Here is a 21,727-nt window from a genome sequence, read left to right as displayed (position 1 = left end):
ACAGATTGCGACGCAGAGAACACCCTCCGCGATCGGATCAGAGGCAATTCCCGTCACCCCGACCCCCCACCCGTGACCCCTGCCACAAGGGCCCGTTGGTAAGGGCGGCCGGGCCGCCGTCGCCTCCCGGCTCGAACAGACCCGACCTTCCGGCTCCACCGCGTTCGACCCCGGGGGCCGGCCCCGAGACCCCGGGCGCCGGCCCCGACAGCCCCCAACCGGTATTTCCGACCCCGCACCGAGGAGACCCAGTGCCGCGCATGCTCGACGTCAGCGACGAGGTCCGATCCGAGATCGGCGACGACGAGGCCGACCGCCTGCTCGGCGGCGCCCACGCACCCGACAGCTACGAATGCACCTCCTGCCGCACCCCCGGCGACGCGCTCCTGGAGCCGACCAGCACGGTGCTGTTCGTCGGCGACGAGACGGCCGTGCTCGCCTTCGCCCACGCCCGCTGCATTCCGTCCCAGGTCGTGCCGGTCGCCGAGGAGCAGCTGGCCGGCGCCGTCCGCAGCATCAGCCAGGCCCGGAGCGACGTGTCCGCCGACGCCGCCGGACTGCAGTCGCCCCTCGCCTCCCAGGCCTTTCCCTCCCAGGCTCTTCCCGCCCAGGCCGTTCCCGCCCCGGCCGCGGCGTCCGACCCGGCCGGCCGGACGGGCGCACCCGGCCAGGCCGCGATCCTCGGCATCACCTGCGGACTGGTGCTGCACGGCGACACCGGCCACGCCTCGCTCGTCGTCGAGCCGACCGGGCCGGTCGGCCGGCCCGGCAACACCACCGGCGAGGACGAGTTCCTCGACCTGCTCCAGGACGCGGGATTCCAGCCCGTCGCCGACCTCGACCGGACCCCGGAGCAACTGCCCGGATGGTCGGTGCTGGTCGCGATGGGCAAGCTGCACGCGATCCTCCAGCCCGCCGCGGCCGGGGGCAGCACCGGCTGGTGGCAGGCCCACCAGCCGCTCCAGGTGACCGACGCCTGGCGGTTCGCCGCCAACCAGCTCGGCGAGGTGACCATGTACGCGGTCCCGGCCGGGACGGTCGGCCGGCAGCCGCGCGAGGACCTGCTGCGCCAGGCACTGGAGCGCGCGGTGGCCATGGGCCAGGTGGTGTCCGCCTCCCTCCCGCTCGCCGGCACCTGAGCCGCGCCCGGGACCGCCGGCCGGAGCGCCCGGCAGTGGAGCGCCCACCGGTGGAGCCCCCGCCGGTGGGCGCCGCTGCCCGGACGCGGCCTCCACCGGCGGCGGCCGGGGCGGCAGCAGCCCTCCGCCGCGCCCGCCGCCGCACCCCGCCACCGGGCCCTTCCACCCCCCTCCGTCACCGCGCCATCGCCCCGCCGCACCCCGCATCCCCCGGCGTCCTCACTCGTTGGGCCCTGCGTGTACAGCTACGACGTCCCCGCAGCCCCCCGGCGGTCCGCCGCCTCCCGCGCGATCCCGGGCATGCGCCCGTCGTACGACGCCGAGCACCCGCACTCGGTGACGCCGATCTACGACGAGCTGTACTCCGAGTACCGGCGCCTCTTCCGCGCCCTGCCCGGCGACCGCTCGGGCGAGGAGGACCTCGCCTTCGCCGGCTTCGCGGTCCGCGACACCGGCCTCGGGCGCGCCGACCACCGGAACGACCACCGCTCCGACCACCGCTCCGACCACCGGACCGACCACCGTGGCTATCCGCCGCAGCACCAGGCGTTCCAGACGTACGCGGGCCAGGCGGTCGGCCTCCCCCAGTTCATGCCGAGCCAGCCGGGCAACCCCGACCCCGCCGGCCCGGCCGAGCTCACCGGTCACCACGCCAACACCGGCCACACCGGCCACACCGGCCACCACACCAGCACCGGCCACCAGGGCCCGCACGGCCAGCACCACCAGCACAGCCACGGCGGACTCCCCGCCCTCCCGGCCCAGGTCCACGCGCACGACCAGGCCCACACCCACGGAGGCCACCCCGGCCACGCGCCCAGCCCGTACGCGACCGGATTCCACCCCGTCGCCGCCCAGGCCGCCCACCCCCATGCCCCGGCCCAGGCCCAGATCGGCACCGGCCAGGGCTGGGTGGCGGCCGGCTACCTCGGCGCCGTCCCGCACCCGATGGCGACGCAGCTGCCCGCGCCCGCCCCGGTGACGGTCCCGGTCCCGGCCCCCGTGCCGACCGTGGGCACCGCCTACGGCTCCGGCGGCGGCCCGGGTGCGACCAGTGGCGGCCGCCACCGCAGCCTGCTCTCACTCCCCCCGGGCCGCAGCGGCGACCACCACTGACCGACCCCGCGCACCGCGCCCCACCCGCAGCACCCCGCACCGCACCGCGCCCCACCCCGCACCGGACCCGTCCCACACCCCACCGGTCCCGCACCCGCACCCGCCCCGGCCGGACACGACGAAGGGCCCCGCCACCCGGTCCCGAACAAGACCGGCCGACAGGGCCCTTCCCCACCGCTTCCGCACGGCTCACGCCCGGTTCACCGCCTCAACGGCTCCACCGGGAGCGTCAGCCGCTACTTCTTCCGGTTGCGCTTCTCCCGCACCCGCACCGAGATCGAGATCGGCGTCCCGACGAAGCCGAACTCCTCGCGCAGCCGGCGCTCGATGAAGCGCCGGTAACCCGCCTCCAGGAAGCCCGAGGCGAACAGCACGAACCGCGGCGGCCGAGTGCCCGCCTGGGTGCCGAACAGGACGCGCGGCTGCTTGCCACCGCGGATCGGGTGCGGGTGGGCGGCCACCAGCTCACCGAGGAAGGCGTTCAGCCGCGCGGTCGGGATCCGGGTCTCCCAGCCCTGCAGCGCGGTCTCGATCGCCGGGACGAGCTTCTCCATGTGCCGGCCGGTCTTCGCCGAGACGTTGACCCGCGGTGCCCACTGGACCTGGACGAGGTCGCGCTCGATCTCGCGCTCCAGGTAGTAGCGGCGCTCCTCGTCGAGCTGGTCCCACTTGTTGTAGGCGATGACGACGGCGCGACCGGCCTCGACGGCCATCGAGATGATCCGGGTGTCCTGCTCGGCGAGGGTCTCGCTGCAGTCGATCAGGACGACGGCGACCTCGGCCTTCTCCAGCGCGGCGGAGGTGCGCAGCGAGGCATAGAAGTCGGCGCCGGCGGTCATGTGGACCCGGCGGCGGATGCCGGCGGTGTCGACGAACTTCCAGGTCTTGCCGCCGAGCTCGATCATCTCGTCGACCGGGTCACGGGTGGTGCCGGCCAGCTCGTTGACGACGACGCGGTCCTCGCCGGCGACCCTGTTCAGCAGGCTGGACTTGCCGACGTTCGGCCGGCCGATCAGCGCGACCCGGCGCGGGCCGCCGGGGGCGGCGTCGCCGAAGGTCTGCGGCGGGGCGTCGGGCAGGGCGGCCATCACGGCGTCCAGCAGGTCACCGGAGCCGCGGCCGTGCAGAGCGGAGACCGGGTAGGGCTCGCCCAGGCCGAGCGACCAGAGGTAGGCGGCCTCCGCCTCGGTGGACTGGCCGTCGACCTTGTTGGCGCAGAGCACGGTCGGCTTGCCGGCCCGGCGGATGATCTTGATCAGGGCCTCGTCGGTGTCGGTGGCACCGACGGTGGCGTCGACCACGAACAGCACCGCGTCGGCCTGCTCGATACCCAGCTCGGCCTGGGCGGCGACCATGGCGTCGATGCCGAGGACGTCGATCTCCCAGCCGCCGGTGTCGACGACCTTGAAGCGGCGGCCGTTCCAGGTGGCCTCGTAGCTGACGCGGTCGCGGGTGACGCCGGGCTTGTCCTCGACGACGGCCTCGCGGCGGCCGATGATGCGGTTGACGAGGGTCGACTTGCCGACGTTCGGGCGGCCGACGATGGCCAGCACCGGAAGCGGCGCGTGGCTGCCGTCACCGAGGCCGTCGACGTCGTCGAGGTCGAAGCCCTCCTCGGCGGCGAGCGCCATGAACTCGGCGTAGTCGGCGGCGTCCAGCTCGCCGGGGCCGGCGGAGGTGTGCTCTGCGGTCATGTTCGTACTGTCCGTTTCCCGGTGCGGCCCTTCCCAGGGAGACACCGTGCGTACCTGCCCCTCCGGGGCAGCGCGAGTTGGTCCGGGTGCCACCGCGGCACCCCGTTGTTGTCAGAAAGTTCTTGCCGGACGTTCCCGTCGAGGAGCCGGACCGAACGGTCCGGCCGGCATCACACCGTCGACAGCGCGGCTCCGGCCCGCTGCTCGACCAGCGTGGTGATCCGGTCGATCACCTGCTCCAGAGTGAGCTCGCTGGTGTCCACCAGCACGGCGTCCGCCGCCTGGGTGAGCGGCGCGGTCGCCCGCGAGGAGTCGGCGGCGTCCCGGCGGGCCAGGTCGGCGGCCATCGCGGTGATGGTCGCCTCGTCCAGGCCCTTGGCCCGCAGCTCGGCCGCCCGTCGCTCGGCCCGGGCCGCCTCCGACGCGGTCAGGAAAACCTTGACGGTGGCGGCCGGGAAGACCACGCTCCCCATGTCCCGGCCCTCGGCGACGATGCCGCGCTCGGCGACCCCGGCGCAGCCGCGCTGCAGCTCGACCAGTCGGGCCCGCACCGCCGGCACCGCCGAGACGGCGCTGACCTGCGCGGTCACCTCGGGGCCGCGGATCGGGCCGGAGACGTCCTGGCCGTCGACCGTGATGGTCGGGCCGTCCGCGTCCGTGCCGGACACGATCACCGGCTTGCCGCAGGCGACCGCCACCGCCTCCGGGTCGGCCACGTCGATGTCGTTGGCCAGCATCCACCAGGTCATCGCCCGGTACATGGCACCGGTGTCGAGGAAGCTCAGGCCCAGCCGCGCGGCGACCGCCCGGGAGACGGTCGACTTGCCGGAGCCGGAGGGTCCGTCGATGGCGACGACGACCGGGGCGTGCGCTCGGTCGGCAGTGTCCACGGCGCGAACCTCTCTCTGGAGCTGGAGCTGGAGCTCGGATCTCTGGTCTCCGAGCATGGCGGCCCGGATCTACGGGGCAGCCGGGGATTGTCTCCCTCAAGGTTAATGGACCGACGCCCGACCCGGCCCCGCCGGTGCCGAGCCCTCCCGGCCGACCCCGGCGACCCGGCTCGGCACCCGCTCGGGCAACCAACCTCGGCCCGGCACAGCAACCGGCCCCGGCCCGGCCCGGCAACCGGCGGGGCGGCAGCGGTCAGTCCCGGACGCTCCACCCGCTCGACCGCAGCGCCGCCGTCAGCGCCCGGACCGCCCCCGGCGCCACCGCCAGCTGGACGAAGCCCACCTGCTGGCCGGTCGAGTGCTCGATCACGACGTCCTCGATGTTGACCCCGGCCGCGCCGACCTCGCCGAACAGCCGACCCAGCTCGCCGGGCTGGTCGCCGAGCACGACGGCGACGGTCTCGTAGCGGGTGGGCGGTGCGCCGTGCTTGCCCGGGATCCGGGCCTGGCCGGTGTTCCCACGCCGCATGACCGCCTCGATGCCCGCCGTGCCGCCCTGCCGCTCGGCCTCCTCGGCGGCCTGGAGGGCACGCAGCGCGGCCACGGTCTCGCCGAGGTCGGTGGCGAACTCCGCCAGCACGTCCGCCACCGCGCCCGCGTTGGCGGACAGGATGTCCACCCACATCGCGGGGTTGGAGGCGGCGATCCGGGTGACGTCCCGGACGCCCTGGCCGGAGAGCCTTATGGCCGTCTCGTCGGCGTGCTCCAGCCGGGCCGCGACCAGCGAGGAGAGCAGCTGGGGGGCGTGCGAGACCAGGGCGACCGCGCGATCGTGGTCCGCGGCGTCCATGACGATCGGCATGGCCCCGCAGAGCGCGACCAGTTCGAGGACGGCGTTCAGCGCCCCGGTGTCGGTGTCGGGGGTGGGGGTGAGCACCCACGGCCGGCCCTCGAAGAGGTCGGCGCGGGCCGCCAGCGGGCCGGACCGCTCCCGCCCGGCCATCGGGTGGCTGCCCAGGTAGTGCACGGTGTCGCAGCCGAGCGCGGCGATCTCGGCCCGCGGGCCGTCCTTCACACTCGCGACGTCGGTGTAGTACTGCGCCAGGCCGCGACGCTGGCAGTCGGCCAGCACCTTGCCGACCAGCGCGGGCGGGACGGCGATGATCGCCAGGTCCACCGGACCGTCGGCCGGTTCGGTGGTGCCGGCGCCCAGCGACGCGGCGGTGCGGGCGGCGTCCGGGTCGGCGTCCTCCAGATGGACGGTCAGACCCCGTCCGGTGAGGGCGAGCGCGGCGGAGGTGCCGATGAGTCCGGTACCGACGACGACAGCTGTGCGCATGGCGGGGTGGCTCTCCTCACAGAACGGAACAGCACGGAACGGAACGGAACAGCACGGAACGACAAGGACCGGAACCGGGCGACGCGGAACCGACCGCGGACCGGGCCCGCCTTATCCTCCCCCATCACCACCGCCCGCGCGGCCGCCGTCCGCAACCGCACCGGGCACCGCGGCCGTCCCCACTCACACGGACCCGCACCACCTGCCCCGGCACCGCCCCCACGACGACACCCCACGACAGCGACCGACGGGTGCCACCGAGCGGACATCGCCGACCGCACGCCACGCACGACGGAAAACCGGGGACGCGGGAACGGGCACACGGCAGGATGGGCCGCCCGGGAGAAGGCTCGGCGCGCGCTCGGCGCCGAAGGTACGCGACGAAGGGGTTGGCCGGGTGAACGATCAGCACAGCAGCGACCAGCATCAACCGCAGGAACACAGCACCACCACCACCGGTTCCGCCACCGGTTCCACCGGAGGAGGACCCACCGTCCCGACCGTCCCCTCGGTCCTGGACTCCGTGGTCGTCCACGCCGTCGGCGCGGTCTGCCGCCGCCGGGCCCGGGTGGCCCTGCCCCCGGACGGGCGGATCCGGCTGACCGGCCTGCCCGGAAGACTCGACGAACGCTCGCTGCGCGCCCGGGTCCTCTCCGGCCCGGCCGGCACCGCCGTCACCGGGGCCCGGCTGGAGGCGGTCGCCGAACTCCGCGACCCCTCCGAGCTGCCCGAACTGCGGCTGCGGCTGGACGAGGCCAGGGAGCACGAGAGCACCCTGCGGGAACGTCTCCGACTGGTGCTGGCCGCCGTCGCCGAGACCACCGCGCTGCGCGCCGTCCCGCCGGCCCGGCGCCGCGACGAACCGCTGCGCCGCACGCCCGCCGACGCCTGGCTCGAACTGGCCGACTTCGTGGACGAACGCCTGGAGCGGCTCCACCGGCGCGCCGAGCTGCTCACCCGGGACATCGAACTCGCCGAGCACGAGACCGAGTTGCTCGCCGACCGGATCGCCCGGGCGACCACCGCCGACCCGCAGGAGGCGATCACGACCGCGACCACCGCCCTCCTCACCCTCAGCACCGAAGCCGCCGCACCGACCGGCACGACCGGCACGACCGAGAGCACCGACACCACCGACGCCACCGGCAGCACCGAAGCGACCACCCCCGAGCTGGACATCGAGCTGGAGTACACCGTCCAGGCCGCCCGCTGGGTGCCCTCGTACCGCCTGTCCTACCGGCAGGGCGACGACACCGGCCACCTGGTCCTGCGCGCCTCCGTCGCCCAGCAGACCGACGAGGACTGGACCGGCGTCCGCCTCGCCCTCTCCACCGCCGACCTGGAACGCCGCACCGACCTGCCGAAGCTGCGCTCGCTGCGGATCGGCCGCAGCCAGCCGGTCCCACCGTCCTCCGGCTGGCGCGAGCCGCCGGCCGGGCTGTCCGACCTGTTCTCGGCCTACGACGCGGCCGGTCCGCGCCCGGTACCGGACCGCCCGCTCCGGTCCCCCGGGACGCCGCGCGCGATGTCGGCCCCGGTTTCGGCCCCGGTCCCGGCCCCGGTCCCGGTGAGCCCGACCGTAGCCGCCCCGCCCCCGCCCCCGGCCCCCGCGGCCGCCTCGTTCCCCTCCCGCCCGGCCGGCGGCGGAGCGCACCGCCGCGCAGCGCGCGGCGGCGCCCAGGGCAGCATGTACCCGGCCCCGCAGCCGCCCGGGGCCGCCGGCTACGGCGGGGTGCCGCTGCCGCCCGAGGCCCGCCGCGTCCGCTCGGCCTTCACCGCCGAGGGCGCCGGAACCGCCGGCCCCACCGACGAGCCCGACTTCCTGCTCGCCGGCGCGCCCGCCCCGTTCGCGCCCCCGCCCGGACCGCCGGTCCCGGACGAACAACTGCTCGACTACCCCGTGCTCGAACTGCTCGGCCCGGACGGCGACACCGGCCGGCGCGGCACCCTGCACCGGGTGTTCCGCCCGGGCGCCGGCATCCGGACCGCGGCCGGCCCGTACGGCGCCCGGCTGCAGCGCCTCCCGATGCCGCAGCACGCGGTGCCGCCGCAGGTCTCGACCGGCTCCTTCGAGCACCGCTTCGACGCCGCCGCGCCCGCCGACATCCCGTCCGACGGCACCTGGCACACCGTCACGATCGACGACATCGCGGTGAGCGTCCGGCCCGAGTACGTCGCCGTGCCCGCGGTGGAGGAGCGGGTCTACGCGACCCTGGTGCTCACCAACGGCACCGCCCGCGCCGTGCTCGCCGGCCCGGTCGAGGTGACCGTCGACGACGAGTTCCTGCTCACCGGGGCGCTGCCCACCCTCGCCCCCGGCGGTGTGCGCCGACTGGGCATCGGTGTCGCCGAGTCGGTCGAGGTGACGCGCCGTACCGAGCTGCACGAGTCCACCGCGGGCATGCTGAACAGCAGCACCGTGCTCGACCACCGGGTGCGCGTCGAGCTGGCCAACCGGCTCGGCCGCCCGGTCACCGTCGAGGTCCGCGAACGGGTACCGGTCAGCTCCGACGCCGATGTCCGGATCGAGGAACGGCCCGGCTGGCACGCACCGGACGAACCGTCCACCGAGTGCCCGCCCGGCACCCGGCTCCGGCGGGTCGAGCTGCCGCCGGGCGGCCGGGCCGAGCTGGACGGCGGCTACCAGATCAGAATCCCGGCCGGAAAGGCCATCGTCGGCGGAAACCGGAGGAACTGAACGATGACCGTCACCCCCCTCCCCGGCGCCGCGAGCGCGGGTGCCCCGGGACCGGACACCCCGGGCACCGCCGCCCCAGCCCCCACCGCCCCGCTCCCCCTGACCGCACCCCCCGTGACGGCGCTGCCCGTCACCACCGTCACCTGCCTGGAGGACCGCGCCCGGATCGGCCGCACCGCCTCGCCGACGCTGGCCGCCGGCGTCCAGCGGCTGCGGCTCGGCCCGCTCACCGCCCTCGCCGTCGACCGCACCCTGCGCGCCGAGTCGGACACCCCGGGCGTCCGCGTCCTGGACGCCCGGATCACCCGCGCCTGGACGCCCCGCCCGCCGCTGCCGCCCGGCCCCGGCGACTCCGAGCTGCGCCACCGGCTGCACGCGCTGGAGGTCCGGATCCGCGAGGAGGAACGGCTGACCGACCGACTGGAGGCCCGGCTGGCCCTGCTCGCCCAGCTCAGCACCGATCTGCTGCGGGAGGTCGGCGAGGGAGCCGGCGCCGGCGAGGTCGAACGCACCCGCTGGCACCGCGAGCTGGACCGGGTCGACGCCGGCCGCGAGCAGCACGGCGAGGAGCTGCGCGCCGCCCGGGTCCGGCTGCGTCGGCTGGAGGTGGACCGCGCGGCGGCGCTCGGCGCCCTGGAGGAGTCCGAGGAGCGGCCGGCCGAACTGGTCGCCCACCTCGAACTCACCGTCGAGGCCGCCGCGGCTGGCCCGGCCCGGCTCACCGTGCACCACCTGGTGCCGTGCGCCCTGTGGCGGCCGTCCTACCGCGCCACCCTGGCCGACGGCGTGCTGCGGCTGGAGTCCGAGGCGGTGGTCTGGCAGCGCACCGGCGAGCCGTGGGACGGGGTCCGGCTGACCTTCTCCACCGCCCGGTCGGCGCTGGCCACCGAACCCCCCGCGCTCGCCGAGGACGTGCTGGTCCTGCGCGAGCGCACCACCGAGGAGAAGCGCGCCGTCGAGGTCGAGCTGCGCGAGGAGGCGGTCTCCGAACTGGGACCGGACGGCGTGGTGCCGGGCGTGGACGACGGCGGCGAGGTACGGGTGCTGAACGCCCCGGCCCCGGCCACCGTTCCCTCCGACGGCAAGGCGCACCGGGTGCCGCTGGCCGCCTTCGACGGTCCGGCGCACAGCGAGTTCGCCTGCGCGCCGGAGCTGTCGCCGCTGGTGACCCAGGTGGTCCGGTTCCGCAACACGGCCGGCCACCCCCTGCTCGCCGGGCCGGTGGAGCTGGTCCGCGGCAGCGGATTCACCGGGCGCGGCCGGCTGCCGTTCACCGCGGCGGGCGCCGACACCGAACTGTCCTTCGGCAGCTCGGACGGCTACCGGGTGGTGCGGGAGAGCGAGGAGCGCCGGTCCACCGCGGGCCTGAGCCAGCGTGCGGTGACCGTCCGCACGGTCCGGCTGCACCTGTCCCGGTTCTCCGGCCCGGAGGAGCGGGACGAGCAGCTGGTCGCGGTGCGCGAACGGGTGCCGGTCTCCGAGGTGGCGGCGGTGGAGGTGCGGCTGCGCAAGGAGGAGTGCTCACCCGTGCCGGACGCCTTCGACGCCGAGGGCATCGTGCGCTGGGACGTCCCGCTCGGCCCGGGCGCCCGCCGCACGCTGACCCTGGTGTACGAGGTCTCCGCCTCCTCGAAGGTGGCGGGCCTGTGAGCGGCGGCGGCCCGGGCGCCCGTCCCGTCCCGGCCGGAACAGGTACAACAGGAGCATGATCCTGCACCTCGCGCCCCTGGACGACTGGCTGGCCGACCCGGGGCGGCCGTACGCGGCCGCCTCGCTGCTCACCGACGGGTTCATCCACTGCTCGGCGGACGAGCCGACCGCGCTGGCCGTGGCCAACGCGTTCTTCGCCGACACCCGCGGACCCCTGATGGTGCTGCTGATCGAGGAGTCGCTGGTCGAACCGATGGTCAAGTGGGAGGCCCCGAACGGCGCGCCGCCGCCCGGGGCCACTCCGGGGGTGCTGTTCCCGCACATCTACGGGCGGCTGAACCGCACGGCGGTGGTCGGCCTGGAGAAGGTCGAGCGGGGCCCGGACGGCCGCTGGGCGTCGCTCTCCCCCTGGAGCTGACGCCCCGGCGGGCCCGGCGGGCGCGCCCTACAGCCAGCCCCGCTCCCGGGCCGCCATCCCGGCCTGGAAGCGGGTGGTGGCGCCCAGCTCGCGCATCAGCGACTGGAGCCGGCGCTGGGTGGTCCGGGCGCTCCAGCCCAGCGACCGGGCGATGGACTCGTCGGTGAGGCCGGCCGCCAGCAGGCCGAGCAGCTTGCGGTGGTCGGCCTCCGGCTCCAGCGCCCCGTCCCCGGTGCCGATCGCGGCCTGCAGCTGGACGGCCCGCTCCCATTCCGCCTCGAAGAGCGTGTCCAGGGCCTGGAGCAGCGCCGAGGGATGGATCACGTAGGCGGCGTCGAGGACGCTGTCGCCGACGCTGATCGGGATGATCGCCATCCGGTCGTCCGACATGACCATCTTCATCGGGAGCACCGGCCTGACCCTGGCCTCCTCCCCGTCGGCGACCCCGGCCAGGATGTTCTTCTCCAGCCGGCCGGGCCAGGCCACCGCCTCCCGGTCGTAGATGGTCCGGAACCGCACGCCCTCGCCCAGCCGCTGCCGCTGCAACGGGATGTTGGCGACCGGGTCCTGGATGTAGGGCGGGCAGTCGAAGCCGCGGATCTGGTACTGGCTGGTCCCGGTGATGTGCTCCAGGCGCTGGGCTATCGCCTCGCCGCCGGTCAGCACCTCGACCGAGTGCGCCGGGTCGGTGTACCGGGACGCCTCCCGGAAGGCGTCCATCAGCCGGTGCATCTCGGCGCGGGCGTGTCGCAGTTCGGACTCGCGGTGGCCGATCAGGGTGCCGATCGCCACGTCCGGGGCGACCGGCAGGAAGCGCTGGCGGTCCACCGGGGCCCGGGTGGCCATGCCCTGCTGGGCGAGCCGGTCCAGGGCCCGCAGGCTCTGCTGGGGAGTCAGTTCGCAGAGCCCGGCGAGGTCCTCGGCGGTGGACTGCGGGTTGGCCACCAGCGCCGCGTAGACCTGCCCGTCCGCTCCGGCCAGTCCCAGAGCGCTGAGTGGTGCATCGGACACGGCGTCGCTCCCCGTTCGCCTCCGGCCCCCCGCACGGGGTGGCGCAGTCCCGCCACCCGGCGGGTCGCGGTCAGGTGGCAATCCTCGGCCACGGATCACCGGGCTGACAAGGTGATCACCCCACGATGCGGTCCGCTTCACAGCAGATCCGCCGAACGACGGAGGGCCTCCCCGCCGACTGGCGGGGAGGCCCTCCGGGGACCGGGGGTCGGGGTGCTACAGCCCGACCTCGCGCATCAGCTGACCGACCTCGGGGTTGGTCAGCCGGCGCAGCCAGCCGGACTTCTGGTCACCGAGCGCGATCGGCCCGAAGTGGGTGCGGACCAGCTTCTCGACCGGGAAGCCCGCCTCGGACAGCATCCGGCGGACGATGTGCTTGCGACCCTCGTGCAGGGTCACCTCGACCAGGTAGTTCTTGCCGACGTTCGAGACCACCTTGAAGCTGTCGGCGCGGGCGTAGCCGTCCTCCAGCTCGATGCCCTTGGCGAGCTGCTTGCCCAGGTCGCGCGGGATCGGGCCCTGGATGGCGGCCAGGTAGGTCTTGGTGACGCCGTACCGGGGGTGGGTGAGGCGGTGGGCCAGCTCGCCGTGGTTGGTGAGCAGGATGATGCCCTCGGTCTCGGTGTCCAGCCGGCCGACGTGGAACAGCCGGGTCTCCCGGTTGGTCACGTAGTCGCCGAGGCACTGACGGCCGTCCGGGTCCTCCATGGTGGAGACCACGCCGGCCGGCTTGTTCAGCGCGAAGAACAGGTACGACTGGGTGGCGACGGTCAGGCCGTCCACCTTGATCTCGTCGTTCTGCGGGTCGACCCGCTTGCCCTGCTCGGTGACGCGCTTGCCGTTGACCTCGACCCGGCCCTGGTCGATCAGCTCCTCGCAGGCGCGGCGGCTGCCGATGCCGGCCCGGGCCAGCACCTTCTGCAGTCGCTCGCCCTCGGGCTCGCCGAAGGTCTTCGGCAGCTTCACGGCCGGCTTGTCGTGGCGGGCCAGCACCGCGTCCTCGATCCGGGCCTGGAGCTCGCGCGAGCGCTGCGGCTGGCGCCGCGGGTCGCCCGGGGCGGGCGCGCCCTCGCGGCGCGGCCGGGGGGCCGGGCCGGGCCGGCGCCCGGAGTAGCCGCCGCGGGCCGGGGTGGCGTTGGGGCCGCCGCCGAACTCGGGACGGTCGTACCTGCGCTCCTCGGGCCGCAGCGGGCGGTCCGGGAAGCGACGGTCGTCACGGCGGTCGTCACGCCGGTCGTACGAGCCGGAGCCGGCACGGCCCGCGCCCGAGCCCGGACGGCCCGAGCCGGTGCGCGGCGCGCCGGAGCCACCACGGGCCGAGCCGGAGCCGCCGCCGTAGGAACCGCCGCGCTCTCCCGAGCCACCGCGGCCGGAGCCACCGCCGTACGAACCCCCGCGCTCTCCCGAGCCACCGCGGCCCGAGCCGCCCCCGTAGGAGCCGCCCCGGCCCCCGCCCTGTCCGCCGCGACCGCTGCCGCCGCCGCTGCTGTTCCTGCCGTTGCCACTGCTACGCATCAAAGTGTCCGTACGTCGTTACCGTCTTGGGCTGTGCGGTCGTTTCGGCCGACCTCACCGCCCCCTACCGATCAGGCGCAGCCCGACCGGCCTCGCCACTGCCGTCCGCAGCCTTCGCGGCAGCGGCGGCGACCGCCTCCGCGATCATCGTGCCCTCCAGGGACTCCGCTTCCACGTCGTCGACCTCGGGCAGGAACGGGGCGAGCTCCGGCAGCTCGTCCAGGCCGCGGAGCCCCATCCGTTCCAGGAAGTAGTTCGTCGTCCGATACAGGATCGCACCTGTTTCGGGCTCGGATCCGGCCTCTTCCACCAGTCCTCGCTGTACCAGGGTACGCATCACGCCGTCACAGTTCACACCGCGGACGGCTGAGACCCGCGATCTGGACACCGGTTGCCGGTAGGCGACCACCGCCAGGGTCTCCAGCGCCGCCTGGGTCAGACGGGCCTGCTGGCCGTCCAGGACGAAGCGGTCGACGGCCGGGGCGCAGGTGGCGCGGCTGTGGAAACGCCAGCCCCCGGCCACCTGCCGCAGGTCGAAGCCGCGCCCCTGGGCGGTGTACTCGGCGGACAGCCCGCGCAGGGCCGAGGCCACCTCCGAACGGGGGCGCTCCAGCACGGCCGCCAGGTGCGCCTCGGCGGCCGGCTCGTCGACGATCATCAGGATCGCCTCGAGCTCCGCCCGCAGTCCGGGCCCGTCCTCCGCCGGGAAGCCGCCGGGACGAGCCTCGGGACGGTCCTCGGGAAGCTCCGCCGGAGCGTCCTCGGAGAGCCCGGCGGGAGAGTCCGCCGGAGAGTCTCCGGGAAGCCCCGCCGGAAGGTCCGCCGGAGAAGTCGACGGCGCCGACTTCTGGTGCACCACCTCCACCGGCACCACGTCGACCGCCGCGACCGCCTCGCCCGCCGCCGCGACCGCCGCCACGGCGGCCACGACCGCGGGGACGGCCCCGGCAACCGACACCGGACCGTCCTCCAGGACGCTCGGCGCCGGTTCCTGCCACTCCTCGGCCCTCGGCTGGCCCGGCACCCCCAGCGCCCGCCTGGCCGGCCGTCCACCGCCCGCCCCGCCGTTCCCGACCGTCATCGCCCGTCCTCCTCGCCCTTCACCGCTGCCGAACCCGCCGCCGATCCCGAGGCCGAACCCGCCGCCATCCCGGAGACCGACCCCGCGGCCGACCCCGGCGCGCGCGACGACTGCTCCGCCCCGTCCGGCGGCCGATCGAACTCGTCCGTCACCTCGATCACGCCCCGGTCCGCCTCGGCCACCCAGCGCACCAGCAGCTCCCCCAGCGCGTCCGGCTGCTCGAACGCGAGCACCCGCTCCCGGTAGAGCTCCAGCAGCGCCAGGAAGCGGGCGACCACCACCATGGTGTCCGGGGCGTCCTCGACCAGCCTCCGGAAGGTGGCCTCGCCCAGCTCGGCCAGCAGGTCGACCACGAGACCGGCCTGCTCGCGCACGCTCACCGGCGGGCTGTGGATGTGGTCGACGTAGACGACGGGCGGGGGCTTGGGCGTCATCGCCCGGGCGGCGAGCTGCGCGAAACGCTCGGTGCCGATGGCGATCACGACCTCGGGCAGCAGCGCGGCGTGCCGGGGTTCCAGGCCGACGCTGCGCGGACGCCGGAGCAGCTCGGCGGCCCAGCGCTCGCCGAACAGGGCCGCCGCGCGCTTGTAGGCCCGGTACTGGAGCAGCCGCGCGAAGAGCAGGTCGCGCGCCTCCAGCAGGGCGAGGTCCTCCTCGTCCTCGACCTCGGCGGCGGGCAGCAGCCGGGCCGCCTTGAGGTCGAGGAGGGTGGCGGCGACCACCAGGAACTCGGTCGCCGCGTCCAGGTCCCAGTCCGGCCCCATGGCCCTGATGTGGGCGAGGAACTCGTCGGTGACCGTCGCCAGCGCCACTTCGGTGACGTCCATCCGGTGCTTGGCGATCAGGCTCAGCAGCAGGTCGAACGGGCCCTCGAAGTTGTCCAGCCGGACCCGGAAGCCGCCATGCGGCCCGTCGGTCCCCGGTCCGTCGCTACCCGCCCCGCCCGCACGGTCCGCGCCCCCGCCCGCACGGTCCGCGCCCCCGTCCGCGACGGCCGGCGCGCCGGGCTCCGCCGCGGCGACAGCGGCGGCCTGGGCGTCGACGGGGCTCTCGGAGGTGCTCGGCATGACGGTCCATCTTCGCCCGGCGGCACCGGTCACCCCGCACCGGGGCCGTCGACACGCCGGTCCCCGCCGGGCCCGCAGCCGCCCGCACGGCCACCGCACGGCCCCGGGCCCGCCCGGACCGCCCTCGGGCCCCGAGGCACGGGCTCGGCGCCCGCACAACCGCCCTTACGGGGCCTGCCGGCCCCACCGCACGGCCCGGCGACCCGCCAGGGCGACCGCGGTCCCTCCCGGACGCCGCTCACCGCACGGACCACGACCCGCCCCGGACCCCCCGCGGCCCCGAGGCACGGGCTCAGCGCCCGCGCAGCCGCCGCACCAGGATGCTGGCCTCGCCGCGCTGCTCCAGGTCCGCCAGGACGACCGCGATGGCCTCCCGCACGATCCGGCCCCGGTCCACCGCCAGGCCGTGCTCACCGCGGAGCACCAGCCGGGTGTGCTCGAGGTCCATCAGCTCCTCGGCGGACACGTACACGGTGATCTTCTCGTCGTGCCGCTCGCGCCCGCTGGGACGGCGGGGGGCACGGCCACGCGGACGGGGCCGCCCCGCGGCACCCGCCTGGTCCTCGACCGCGCCGGCGTGCTGCCGCGGCGCCGGGGCCGAGGTCCGGCCGCCCGGCTGGGCGGGAGCGGGCACGGACGCGCCCGCCGCACCGGTCTCGCGGCGCGTGCTCCGTCGGCCCTCCGCCTGGTCCCCGGTCCGGTCCGTGCCGCTGCCGGCGTGCTCCGGCCCCTCGGCGCCGTCGGCCGGTCCGGTGCCGTCGGCCGCGGCGACCTCGTCGACGCCCTCGGCGCCGTCCGGGTCACCGGCGCCGTTGACCGCCCGGGCGGTCTCCGGTCTGGGGGCCTCGACGGCCGAACGCGACGCGAGGGACGGCGAGAGCGCCATCCCGCCGGTGGTTCGGAACAGCTCGTCGGCCCCCGGGAGACTCACTCGGCGGGGCGGCACCGGTCGAGCACCTCCCTGGCGAGCTGGCGGTAGGCGGCGGCACCGACCGAATTGGTCGCGTACGTCGTGATCGGTTCGCCGGCGACGGTGGTCTCCGGGAAGCGCACGGTCCGCCCGATGACGGTGTGGAAGACGTGCTCGCCGAACGCCTCGACCACGCGCGCCAGCACCTCACGGCTGTGCACGGTGCGCGAGTCGTACATGGTGGCGAGGATGCCGTCCAGCCGCAGCTCCGGGTTGAGCCGCTCGCAGACCTTCTCGATGGTCTCGGTGAGCAGCGCGACACCGCGCAGCGCGAAGAACTCGCACTCCAGCGGCACGATCACGCTGTGAGCGGCCGTCAGCGCATTGACCGTCAGCAGGCCCAGCGAGGGCTGGCAGTCGATGATGACGTAGTCGTAGTCGGGCAGCAGCGGCCTCAGGGCGCGCGCCAGCGCGGACTCCCGGGCCACCTCGCTGACCAGCTGCACCTCGGCGGCGGAGAGGTCGATGTTGGACGGCAGCAGGTCCATCCCCGGCACGGCCGTCTTCAGCAGCACCTCGTCGGCCGTCAGCCCCCGCTCCATGAGCAGGTTGTAGACGGTGACGTCGAGTTCCATCGGGTTGACGCCGAGTCCGACGGAGAGGGCGCCCTGCGGGTCGAAGTCGACCAGCAGCACCCGGCGGCCGTACTCGGCGAGCGCGGCACCCAGGTTGATGGTCGACGTGGTCTTGCCGACGCCGCCCTTCTGGTTGCACATCGCGATGATCTGGGCGGGGCCGTGCTCGGCCACCGGCGCCGGGATCGGGAAGTACGGCTGCGGACGTCCGGTCGGGCCGATCCGCTCGCGGCGCTGGCGCGCGGCGTCGGGGGCGAGCGTGGCCGCGTACTCCGGGTCCGGCTCGTACTCGGCGTCGGGGTCGTCGTAGGCGCCGTAGGCGAACTCGCCGTAGGCCAGGCCGTGGGCCGGCAGTTCGGCGTCGTAGTCGGTCACCGTGGTCACCTGTGCTGTGTTCTGGCGTGCTTCGAAAGTACGGAGAGCGACCGAGCCGACCTCGGCCGAGCCCACGGAGGCCTGCCTGGCCCCGGACTCCCCACTCGGCTGGCCGGCGGTGTGCTCCGCCAGTCCTGGCTGACCACCCCCGGGAGCAAATGTCGACTCATTCACAAGTCGTCTTACCTCCTTGGGCATCCAGGACTCTATGTCGATTCGTCAGCGTGGCAGCATGCCGACGGTTTGCGACTCTAGGCCGTTCAAGGCGTTCGCAGCAACACAATCCACGGTAGTGGGCAGGATGTGTCGACTATCGGGCAACCCTCTGTCAAGGGATGCGAGGGCCCTTGACCCTAACGTTTCTGCGGTGGGGTGACACGACCCACAGAAATTGACGACAGGGCGACCCGCCCGTTCCACCCCCGAAGTCGTCACGGGGTTCACCCCTAGTTCACACCCTCCGCGAGGACTCAGCGTGACCCCGCGGACAGGCACGGCGAAGCCCCCGACCCGAGGACATCGGGTCGGGGGCGACGCGGGGTCGTGCCTCAGGCGAGCACGGAGTCCAGGGAGACCGACTCCAGGCCGAAGGCCTCGGCGACGGCGGCGAAGGTGATCTGGCCCTCGTGGACGTTCAGACCCTTGGCCAGCGCGGCGTCGCGGCGCAGCGCCTCCTTCCAGCCCCGGTTGGCCAGCTCGACGACGTACGGCAGCGTCGCGTTGGTCAGCGCGTAGGTGGAGGTGTTCGGGACGGCGCCCGGCATGTTGGCCACGCAGTAGAAGACCGAGTTGTGGACCTGGAAGGTCGGCTCGGCGTGCGTGGTGGCGTGCGAGTCCTCGAAGCAGCCGCCCTGGTCGATGGCGATGTCGACGAGCACGGAGCCCGGCTTCATGCGGGAGACCAGCTCGTTGGTGACGAGCTTCGGGGCCTTGGCGCCCGGGATCAGCACCGCGCCGATGACCAGGTCGGCCTCGATGACGGCCTTCTCCAGCTCGAAGGAGTTGGACATGATGGCCTTGATCTTCGTGCCGAAGATCTTGTCGGCCTCGCGCAGCTTGTTGATGTCGCGGTCCAGCAGGGTCACGTCGTAGCCCATGCCGATGGCGATGGTGGCCGCGTGCCAGCCGGAGACGCCGCCACCGATGACGACGGCCTTGGCCGGGTGGGTGCCGGGAACGCCGCCGGGGAGGGTGCCGCGGCCGCCGGCCGGGCGCATCAGGTGGTAGGACCCGACCTGCGGGGCCAGCCGGCCCGCGACCTCGGACATCGGGGCGAGCAGCGGGAGGGCGCCGTTGGCGAGCTGCACGGTCTCGTACGCGATCGCGGTGGTGCCGGAGGCGACCAGCGCGTCGGTGCCGGCGCGGTCGGCCGCCAGGTGGAGGTACGTGAAGACCGTCTGGCCCTTGCGCAGGCGGTGGTACTCCTCCGCGATGGGCTCCTTGACCTTCAGCAGCAGGTCGGCGGTGGCCCACACCTCGTCGGCGGTGGGGAGGATGGTGGCGCCGGCGGCCACGTACTCCTCGTTCGGGATCGAGGAGCCGACACCGGCGTTGTCCTCGATGTAGACCTCGTGTCCGTTGCGGACGAGCTCATGCACGCCGGCGGGCGTGATGGCCACGCGGTACTCGTGGTTCTTGACCTCGCGGGGGATGCCGACCTTCACGGCTAAACACGTCCTCTTGCCATGGGGGTCCCTACCGGAGAAGACCGGCGGGCGACGCGCACGGGGGGAAGCCTCCGGATGGCACCGGGGCACGGCTCGCTGCGCGACTGAGTACGAGTGTAATGAAGCCCAGGCGGCCTGTCAGCCTTCCAAAGCGAACAAATCCGCCGGACTCATTGGCAGGTTCGTAGGCTTCCATCGCGATCTTCCTGTCAAAGCCGCGCCGACCGGGCATATTCGACAATACTCCCGAACCTGGACCTACCACCCGCCGGCGGCCCGTTCCCGCAGCTCGGCGAGGGCGGCGCCGACGGCCTCCCGGCCCCGTTCGTCGCCGATCCGGCGCAGTACCGACAGGGACGCCCGGTACTCCCGCTCGGCCTCGTCGAACCGGCGCTGGGCCGCGTGCGCCTCGGCCACCCGGGCCAGCAGCCGGGCCTCGGCGGCCTGGTCCCCCATCGACTGCCGGACACCCAGCGCCCGGCCGTACCAATCGGCGGCGCGCACGGCATCGCCGAGCGCCCGGTGACAGCCCGCCGCGCCCTCCAGTGCGCGGGCACAGAGCGCCTCGTCGTCGGCGGTCCTGGCGTGCTCCAGGGCCGCCCGGTAGTGCCCGGAGGCCAGTTCCCAGCGGCCCGCGGCCGCCTGGAGGTCGCCCAGGTTGAGCAGCGCGGCCGAGGCCCGGCGCGGGCGGCCGTGGCGCTCGGCCACCGTCAGCACCAGCTCGTGCAGCTGGTGGAGGTCGGCCGGGGCGGCGGCACCGGTCAGCGGCAGCGACCGCAGCAGCGCGGTGACCAGCCGGCCCGCCGAGCCGTCGAGATCGCCCTGGCCGATCGCGTCGGCGACGGCGCCGAGCAGCGGGTCCCGCTCGCCGAGCAGCCACTCCCGGGCGTGCGCGGCGGACTTCAGCCGCAGCGGACCGGGCAGCGGGTCGGGCCCGGCGCCGTCGGACGGGTCGAGCAGCGAGCGGGCCGACTCGGTGAGCCGGACCAGCCGCTCCAGCAGCCTGGCCCGGGCCAGCTCGATCTCGGCGGGCCGGTCCTCCCGCTCGCGCAGCCGCACCAGCCGGGGGTGGAGCCGGCCGGGAACGCGGTAGCGGGCCGTGCCGTCCGCGGCCGGCGGTTCCTCGGCCAGCAGCTCCCGCTCGGCCAGCGCGGCGAGGGTCGTCGCGGCCTCCGGGGCCGGACAGCCGACCAGCGCGGAGGCGGTGCGCGGGTCCGCGGACTGGGCGGGGGCCAGGGTGAGCGCGCGCAGCATCCGGGCCTGCGCGGCGGTCAGGCCAGCATAGGCCAGCGTGAAGGCGCCGACCAGCGGGTCGTTGTCGGGCACCGGGACGGGTTCGGAGGGCTCCGGTCCGGGTCGGACCCAGGCCGCCGGATCACGGGCCGGCTCCGCCGGCGGGGCCGCCGCGGCGACCGGCTCCGGCCCGCGCCGCCCCTTGCCCTTCGGCGCGGGCTCCTTCGACTCCTCCGAGTCCTTCTCCGGGGCCCGCTCCGGCTCCGGCTCCGGCTTCCCGGCCTCGGTGACGGCCCGCAGCAGCTCCTTCGCCGCCTCCGTCACCGCCAGCTCCGGCTTCCCGCGCAGGCGCCCGGCCATCAGCCGCAACGCCGCCGGCTGGGAGCCGCAGGCCTCCGCCAGGTCCGCAGCGCCGACCGGGTCGCAGCCGATCCTGGTGCCGCCGACCAGATCGCCCAGCAGCTCGGCCGCCGCCGTCCGGTCGAGCCCGCCGAGGATGACCGGATCGATGTCCTCGATCCCGGTGAGCGGCCCGGCCGTGGTGGCGAGCACCAGACAGCCCGGCTCGTCCGCGAGCAGCGGCCACAGCTGCCCGGCGTCCCGGACGTCGTCCAGCACCAGCAGCACCCGGCGCCCGGCCAGCGCGGCCCGCAGCGCGACGCAGGCCGGATCGTCCCGGCCGTCCCCGGCGGCGCCGGGCAGCGGAACGTCGGCGGTGTCCGCGCCCAGCTGCTCCAGCAGCCGGCGGGCGGCCCTGGCGGGCGGCACCCGGCCGCCGTCGGGGGCGGACAGCCGGGCGAACAGCACGCCGTCGGGGTACTGGCCGGCGACGGTGACGGCGAACCGGACGGCCAGCGCGGTACGGCCCGAACCGGGCCGCCCGGCCAGCACCAGCACCGGGCAACGGCCCTCGGCCGGACGCGCGGCGGCGGCCCGCAGCGCGGCCAGCTCGGTGCGCCGGCCGACGAACAGGGCGGGGCCGGCGGGCAGCCGGTCCAGCCCGGGAACGCGCTCGGCGGGCGCGCCGGTCCCGGCCTCCATGGTCGCCGTCTTCCTCGCCACCCGTGCCACTCCCGACGTCACCCAGCACCGACCGGCGGCCGCCCGCGACGGACGCCCCGTCTGCGAAGCGTAGTTCGGCCGTCAGCCCCGACCGAGGTGACATCCGGTCGTACGAACCGGTAAATCACCCCCCCGGCCGAAGCCGACAGACCTCACCCGCCGAGTCCGAGCCCTCGCGTCGCCCCGACCCCCGTCCCGCACACCTCACGAGCAGCCCACACCGCAGG

At 75.1% G+C, this 21,727-nt stretch carries 16 protein-coding genes; 5 read left to right on the top strand and 11 right to left on the bottom strand.

From position 1 onward, the window contains the following. The first annotated feature begins 251 nt into the window (after positions 1-251). Both ACIPYS_RS26945 and ACIPYS_RS26940 read left to right on the top strand, forming a co-directional pair. Positions 252-1,139 (top strand): hypothetical protein, encoded by an 888-nt coding sequence (locus ACIPYS_RS26945; protein WP_093859938.1) that lies wholly within the window; start codon positions 252-254, stop codon positions 1,137-1,139. A gap of 300 nt (positions 1,140-1,439) precedes the next feature. Next, a complete protein-coding gene (locus ACIPYS_RS26940) occupies positions 1,440-2,255 on the top strand; it encodes a hypothetical protein (protein ID WP_400750535.1) in 816 nt (271 codons plus the stop codon). Between the two features lie 236 nt (positions 2,256-2,491). Here the strand turns inward: ACIPYS_RS26940 and der are convergent, their stop codons facing one another. The 3 genes from der to ACIPYS_RS26925 all read right to left on the bottom strand — a co-directional run bounded on the left by der (position 2,492) and on the right by ACIPYS_RS26925 (position 6,178). After that, entirely contained in the window at positions 2,492-3,949 is a 1,458-nt protein-coding gene (gene der / locus ACIPYS_RS26935; RefSeq protein ID WP_093859940.1) for a ribosome biogenesis GTPase Der, read from the bottom strand. A 170-nt stretch (positions 3,950-4,119) separates the two neighbouring features. Continuing rightward, the gene (gene cmk, locus ACIPYS_RS26930; protein ID WP_231978524.1) at positions 4,120-4,839 is read right to left on the bottom strand and encodes a (d)CMP kinase; all 720 of its coding nucleotides are present in this window, start codon (positions 4,837-4,839) and stop codon (positions 4,120-4,122) included. 253 nt (positions 4,840-5,092) lie between these two features. Continuing rightward, complete coding sequence (locus tag ACIPYS_RS26925; protein ID WP_093859942.1) at positions 5,093-6,178, bottom strand: prephenate dehydrogenase; 1,086 nt, start codon at positions 6,176-6,178, stop codon at positions 5,093-5,095. Positions 6,179-6,575: 397 nt separating this feature from the next. On the opposite strand from ACIPYS_RS26925, the gene ACIPYS_RS26920 reads away from it, so the two are divergent. Genes ACIPYS_RS26920 through ACIPYS_RS26910 form a run of 3 tightly spaced genes read left to right on the top strand, consistent with a single transcriptional unit; the run spans position 6,576 to position 10,944 of the window. Further along, entirely contained in the window at positions 6,576-8,876 is a 2,301-nt protein-coding gene (locus ACIPYS_RS26920; protein ID WP_400750529.1) for a DUF4139 domain-containing protein, read from the top strand. Between the two features lie 3 nt (positions 8,877-8,879). After that, positions 8,880-10,526, top strand: coding sequence for a DUF4139 domain-containing protein (locus tag ACIPYS_RS26915; RefSeq protein WP_400750526.1), 1,647 nt, complete (start codon positions 8,880-8,882; stop codon positions 10,524-10,526). Positions 10,527-10,581: 55 nt separating this feature from the next. Next, positions 10,582-10,944 (top strand): DUF952 domain-containing protein, encoded by a 363-nt coding sequence (locus ACIPYS_RS26910; protein WP_093859945.1) that lies wholly within the window; start codon positions 10,582-10,584, stop codon positions 10,942-10,944. 27 nt (positions 10,945-10,971) lie between these two features. Here ACIPYS_RS26910 and ACIPYS_RS26905 read toward each other — a convergent pair whose 3' ends face one another. The 8 genes from ACIPYS_RS26905 to ACIPYS_RS26870 all read right to left on the bottom strand — a co-directional run bounded on the left by ACIPYS_RS26905 (position 10,972) and on the right by ACIPYS_RS26870 (position 21,500). Beyond that, a complete protein-coding gene (locus ACIPYS_RS26905) occupies positions 10,972-11,955 on the bottom strand; it encodes a helix-turn-helix domain-containing protein (protein ID WP_093859946.1) in 984 nt (327 codons plus the stop codon). Between the two features lie 216 nt (positions 11,956-12,171). Next, entirely contained in the window at positions 12,172-13,470 is a 1,299-nt protein-coding gene (locus ACIPYS_RS26900) for a pseudouridine synthase (RefSeq protein WP_400750522.1), read from the bottom strand. 64 nt (positions 13,471-13,534) lie between these two features. After that, positions 13,535-14,128 carry an SMC-Scp complex subunit ScpB gene (locus ACIPYS_RS26895; protein ID WP_400750739.1) on the bottom strand — a complete coding sequence of 198 codons (594 nt, stop codon included), beginning with the start codon at positions 14,126-14,128 and terminating at the stop codon, positions 13,535-13,537. Between the two features lie 419 nt (positions 14,129-14,547). Then, the gene (locus tag ACIPYS_RS26890; protein WP_400750520.1) at positions 14,548-15,618 is read right to left on the bottom strand and encodes a segregation and condensation protein A; all 1,071 of its coding nucleotides are present in this window, start codon (positions 15,616-15,618) and stop codon (positions 14,548-14,550) included. A gap of 292 nt (positions 15,619-15,910) precedes the next feature. Further along, entirely contained in the window at positions 15,911-16,549 is a 639-nt protein-coding gene (locus ACIPYS_RS26885) for a hypothetical protein (RefSeq protein ID WP_400750517.1), read from the bottom strand. Then, positions 16,546-17,613, bottom strand: coding sequence for an AAA family ATPase (locus ACIPYS_RS26880; protein ID WP_030396097.1), 1,068 nt, complete (start codon positions 17,611-17,613; stop codon positions 16,546-16,548). The genes ACIPYS_RS26885 and ACIPYS_RS26880 overlap by 4 nt, the downstream gene beginning before the upstream one ends. 473 nt (positions 17,614-18,086) lie before the next feature. Next, positions 18,087-19,202, bottom strand: coding sequence for an alanine dehydrogenase (gene ald / locus ACIPYS_RS26875; RefSeq protein ID WP_093859950.1), 1,116 nt, complete (start codon positions 19,200-19,202; stop codon positions 18,087-18,089). Positions 19,203-19,463: 261 nt separating this feature from the next. Continuing rightward, positions 19,464-21,500 carry an AAA family ATPase gene (locus tag ACIPYS_RS26870; RefSeq protein ID WP_400750512.1) on the bottom strand — a complete coding sequence of 679 codons (2,037 nt, stop codon included), beginning with the start codon at positions 21,498-21,500 and terminating at the stop codon, positions 19,464-19,466. Positions 21,501-21,727: the final 227 nt, after the last annotated feature.

Source organism: Kitasatospora sp. NPDC089913, assembly GCF_044748625.1.
Taxonomy (GTDB): Bacteria; Actinomycetota; Actinomycetes; order Streptomycetales; family Streptomycetaceae; genus Kitasatospora.
Note: the sequence above shows the minus strand (reverse complement) of the source record. Positions and strands in the feature narration are given on the sequence as shown.

Bases quoted from the DNA above. Each gene is read 5' to 3' on its own strand.
- ACIPYS_RS26940 (WP_400750535.1), top strand. From the start codon at position 1,440: ATGCGCCCGTCGTACGACGCCGAGCACCCGCACTCGGTGACGCCGATC.
- der (WP_093859940.1), bottom strand. From the start codon at position 3,949: ATGACCGCAGAGCACACCTCCGCCGGCCCCGGCGAGCTGGACGCCGCC.
- ACIPYS_RS26925 (WP_093859942.1), bottom strand. From the start codon at position 6,178: ATGCGCACAGCTGTCGTCGTCGGTACCGGACTCATCGGCACCTCCGCC.
- ACIPYS_RS26915 (WP_400750526.1), top strand. From the start codon at position 8,880: ATGACCGTCACCCCCCTCCCCGGCGCCGCGAGCGCGGGTGCCCCGGGA.
- ACIPYS_RS26910 (WP_093859945.1), top strand. From the start codon at position 10,582: ATGATCCTGCACCTCGCGCCCCTGGACGACTGGCTGGCCGACCCGGGG.
- ACIPYS_RS26900 (WP_400750522.1), bottom strand. From the start codon at position 13,470: ATGCGTAGCAGTGGCAACGGCAGGAACAGCAGCGGCGGCGGCAGCGGT.
- ACIPYS_RS26895 (WP_400750739.1), bottom strand. From the start codon at position 14,128: ATGATCGTCGACGAGCCGGCCGCCGAGGCGCACCTGGCGGCCGTGCTG.
- ACIPYS_RS26890 (WP_400750520.1), bottom strand. From the start codon at position 15,618: ATGCCGAGCACCTCCGAGAGCCCCGTCGACGCCCAGGCCGCCGCTGTC.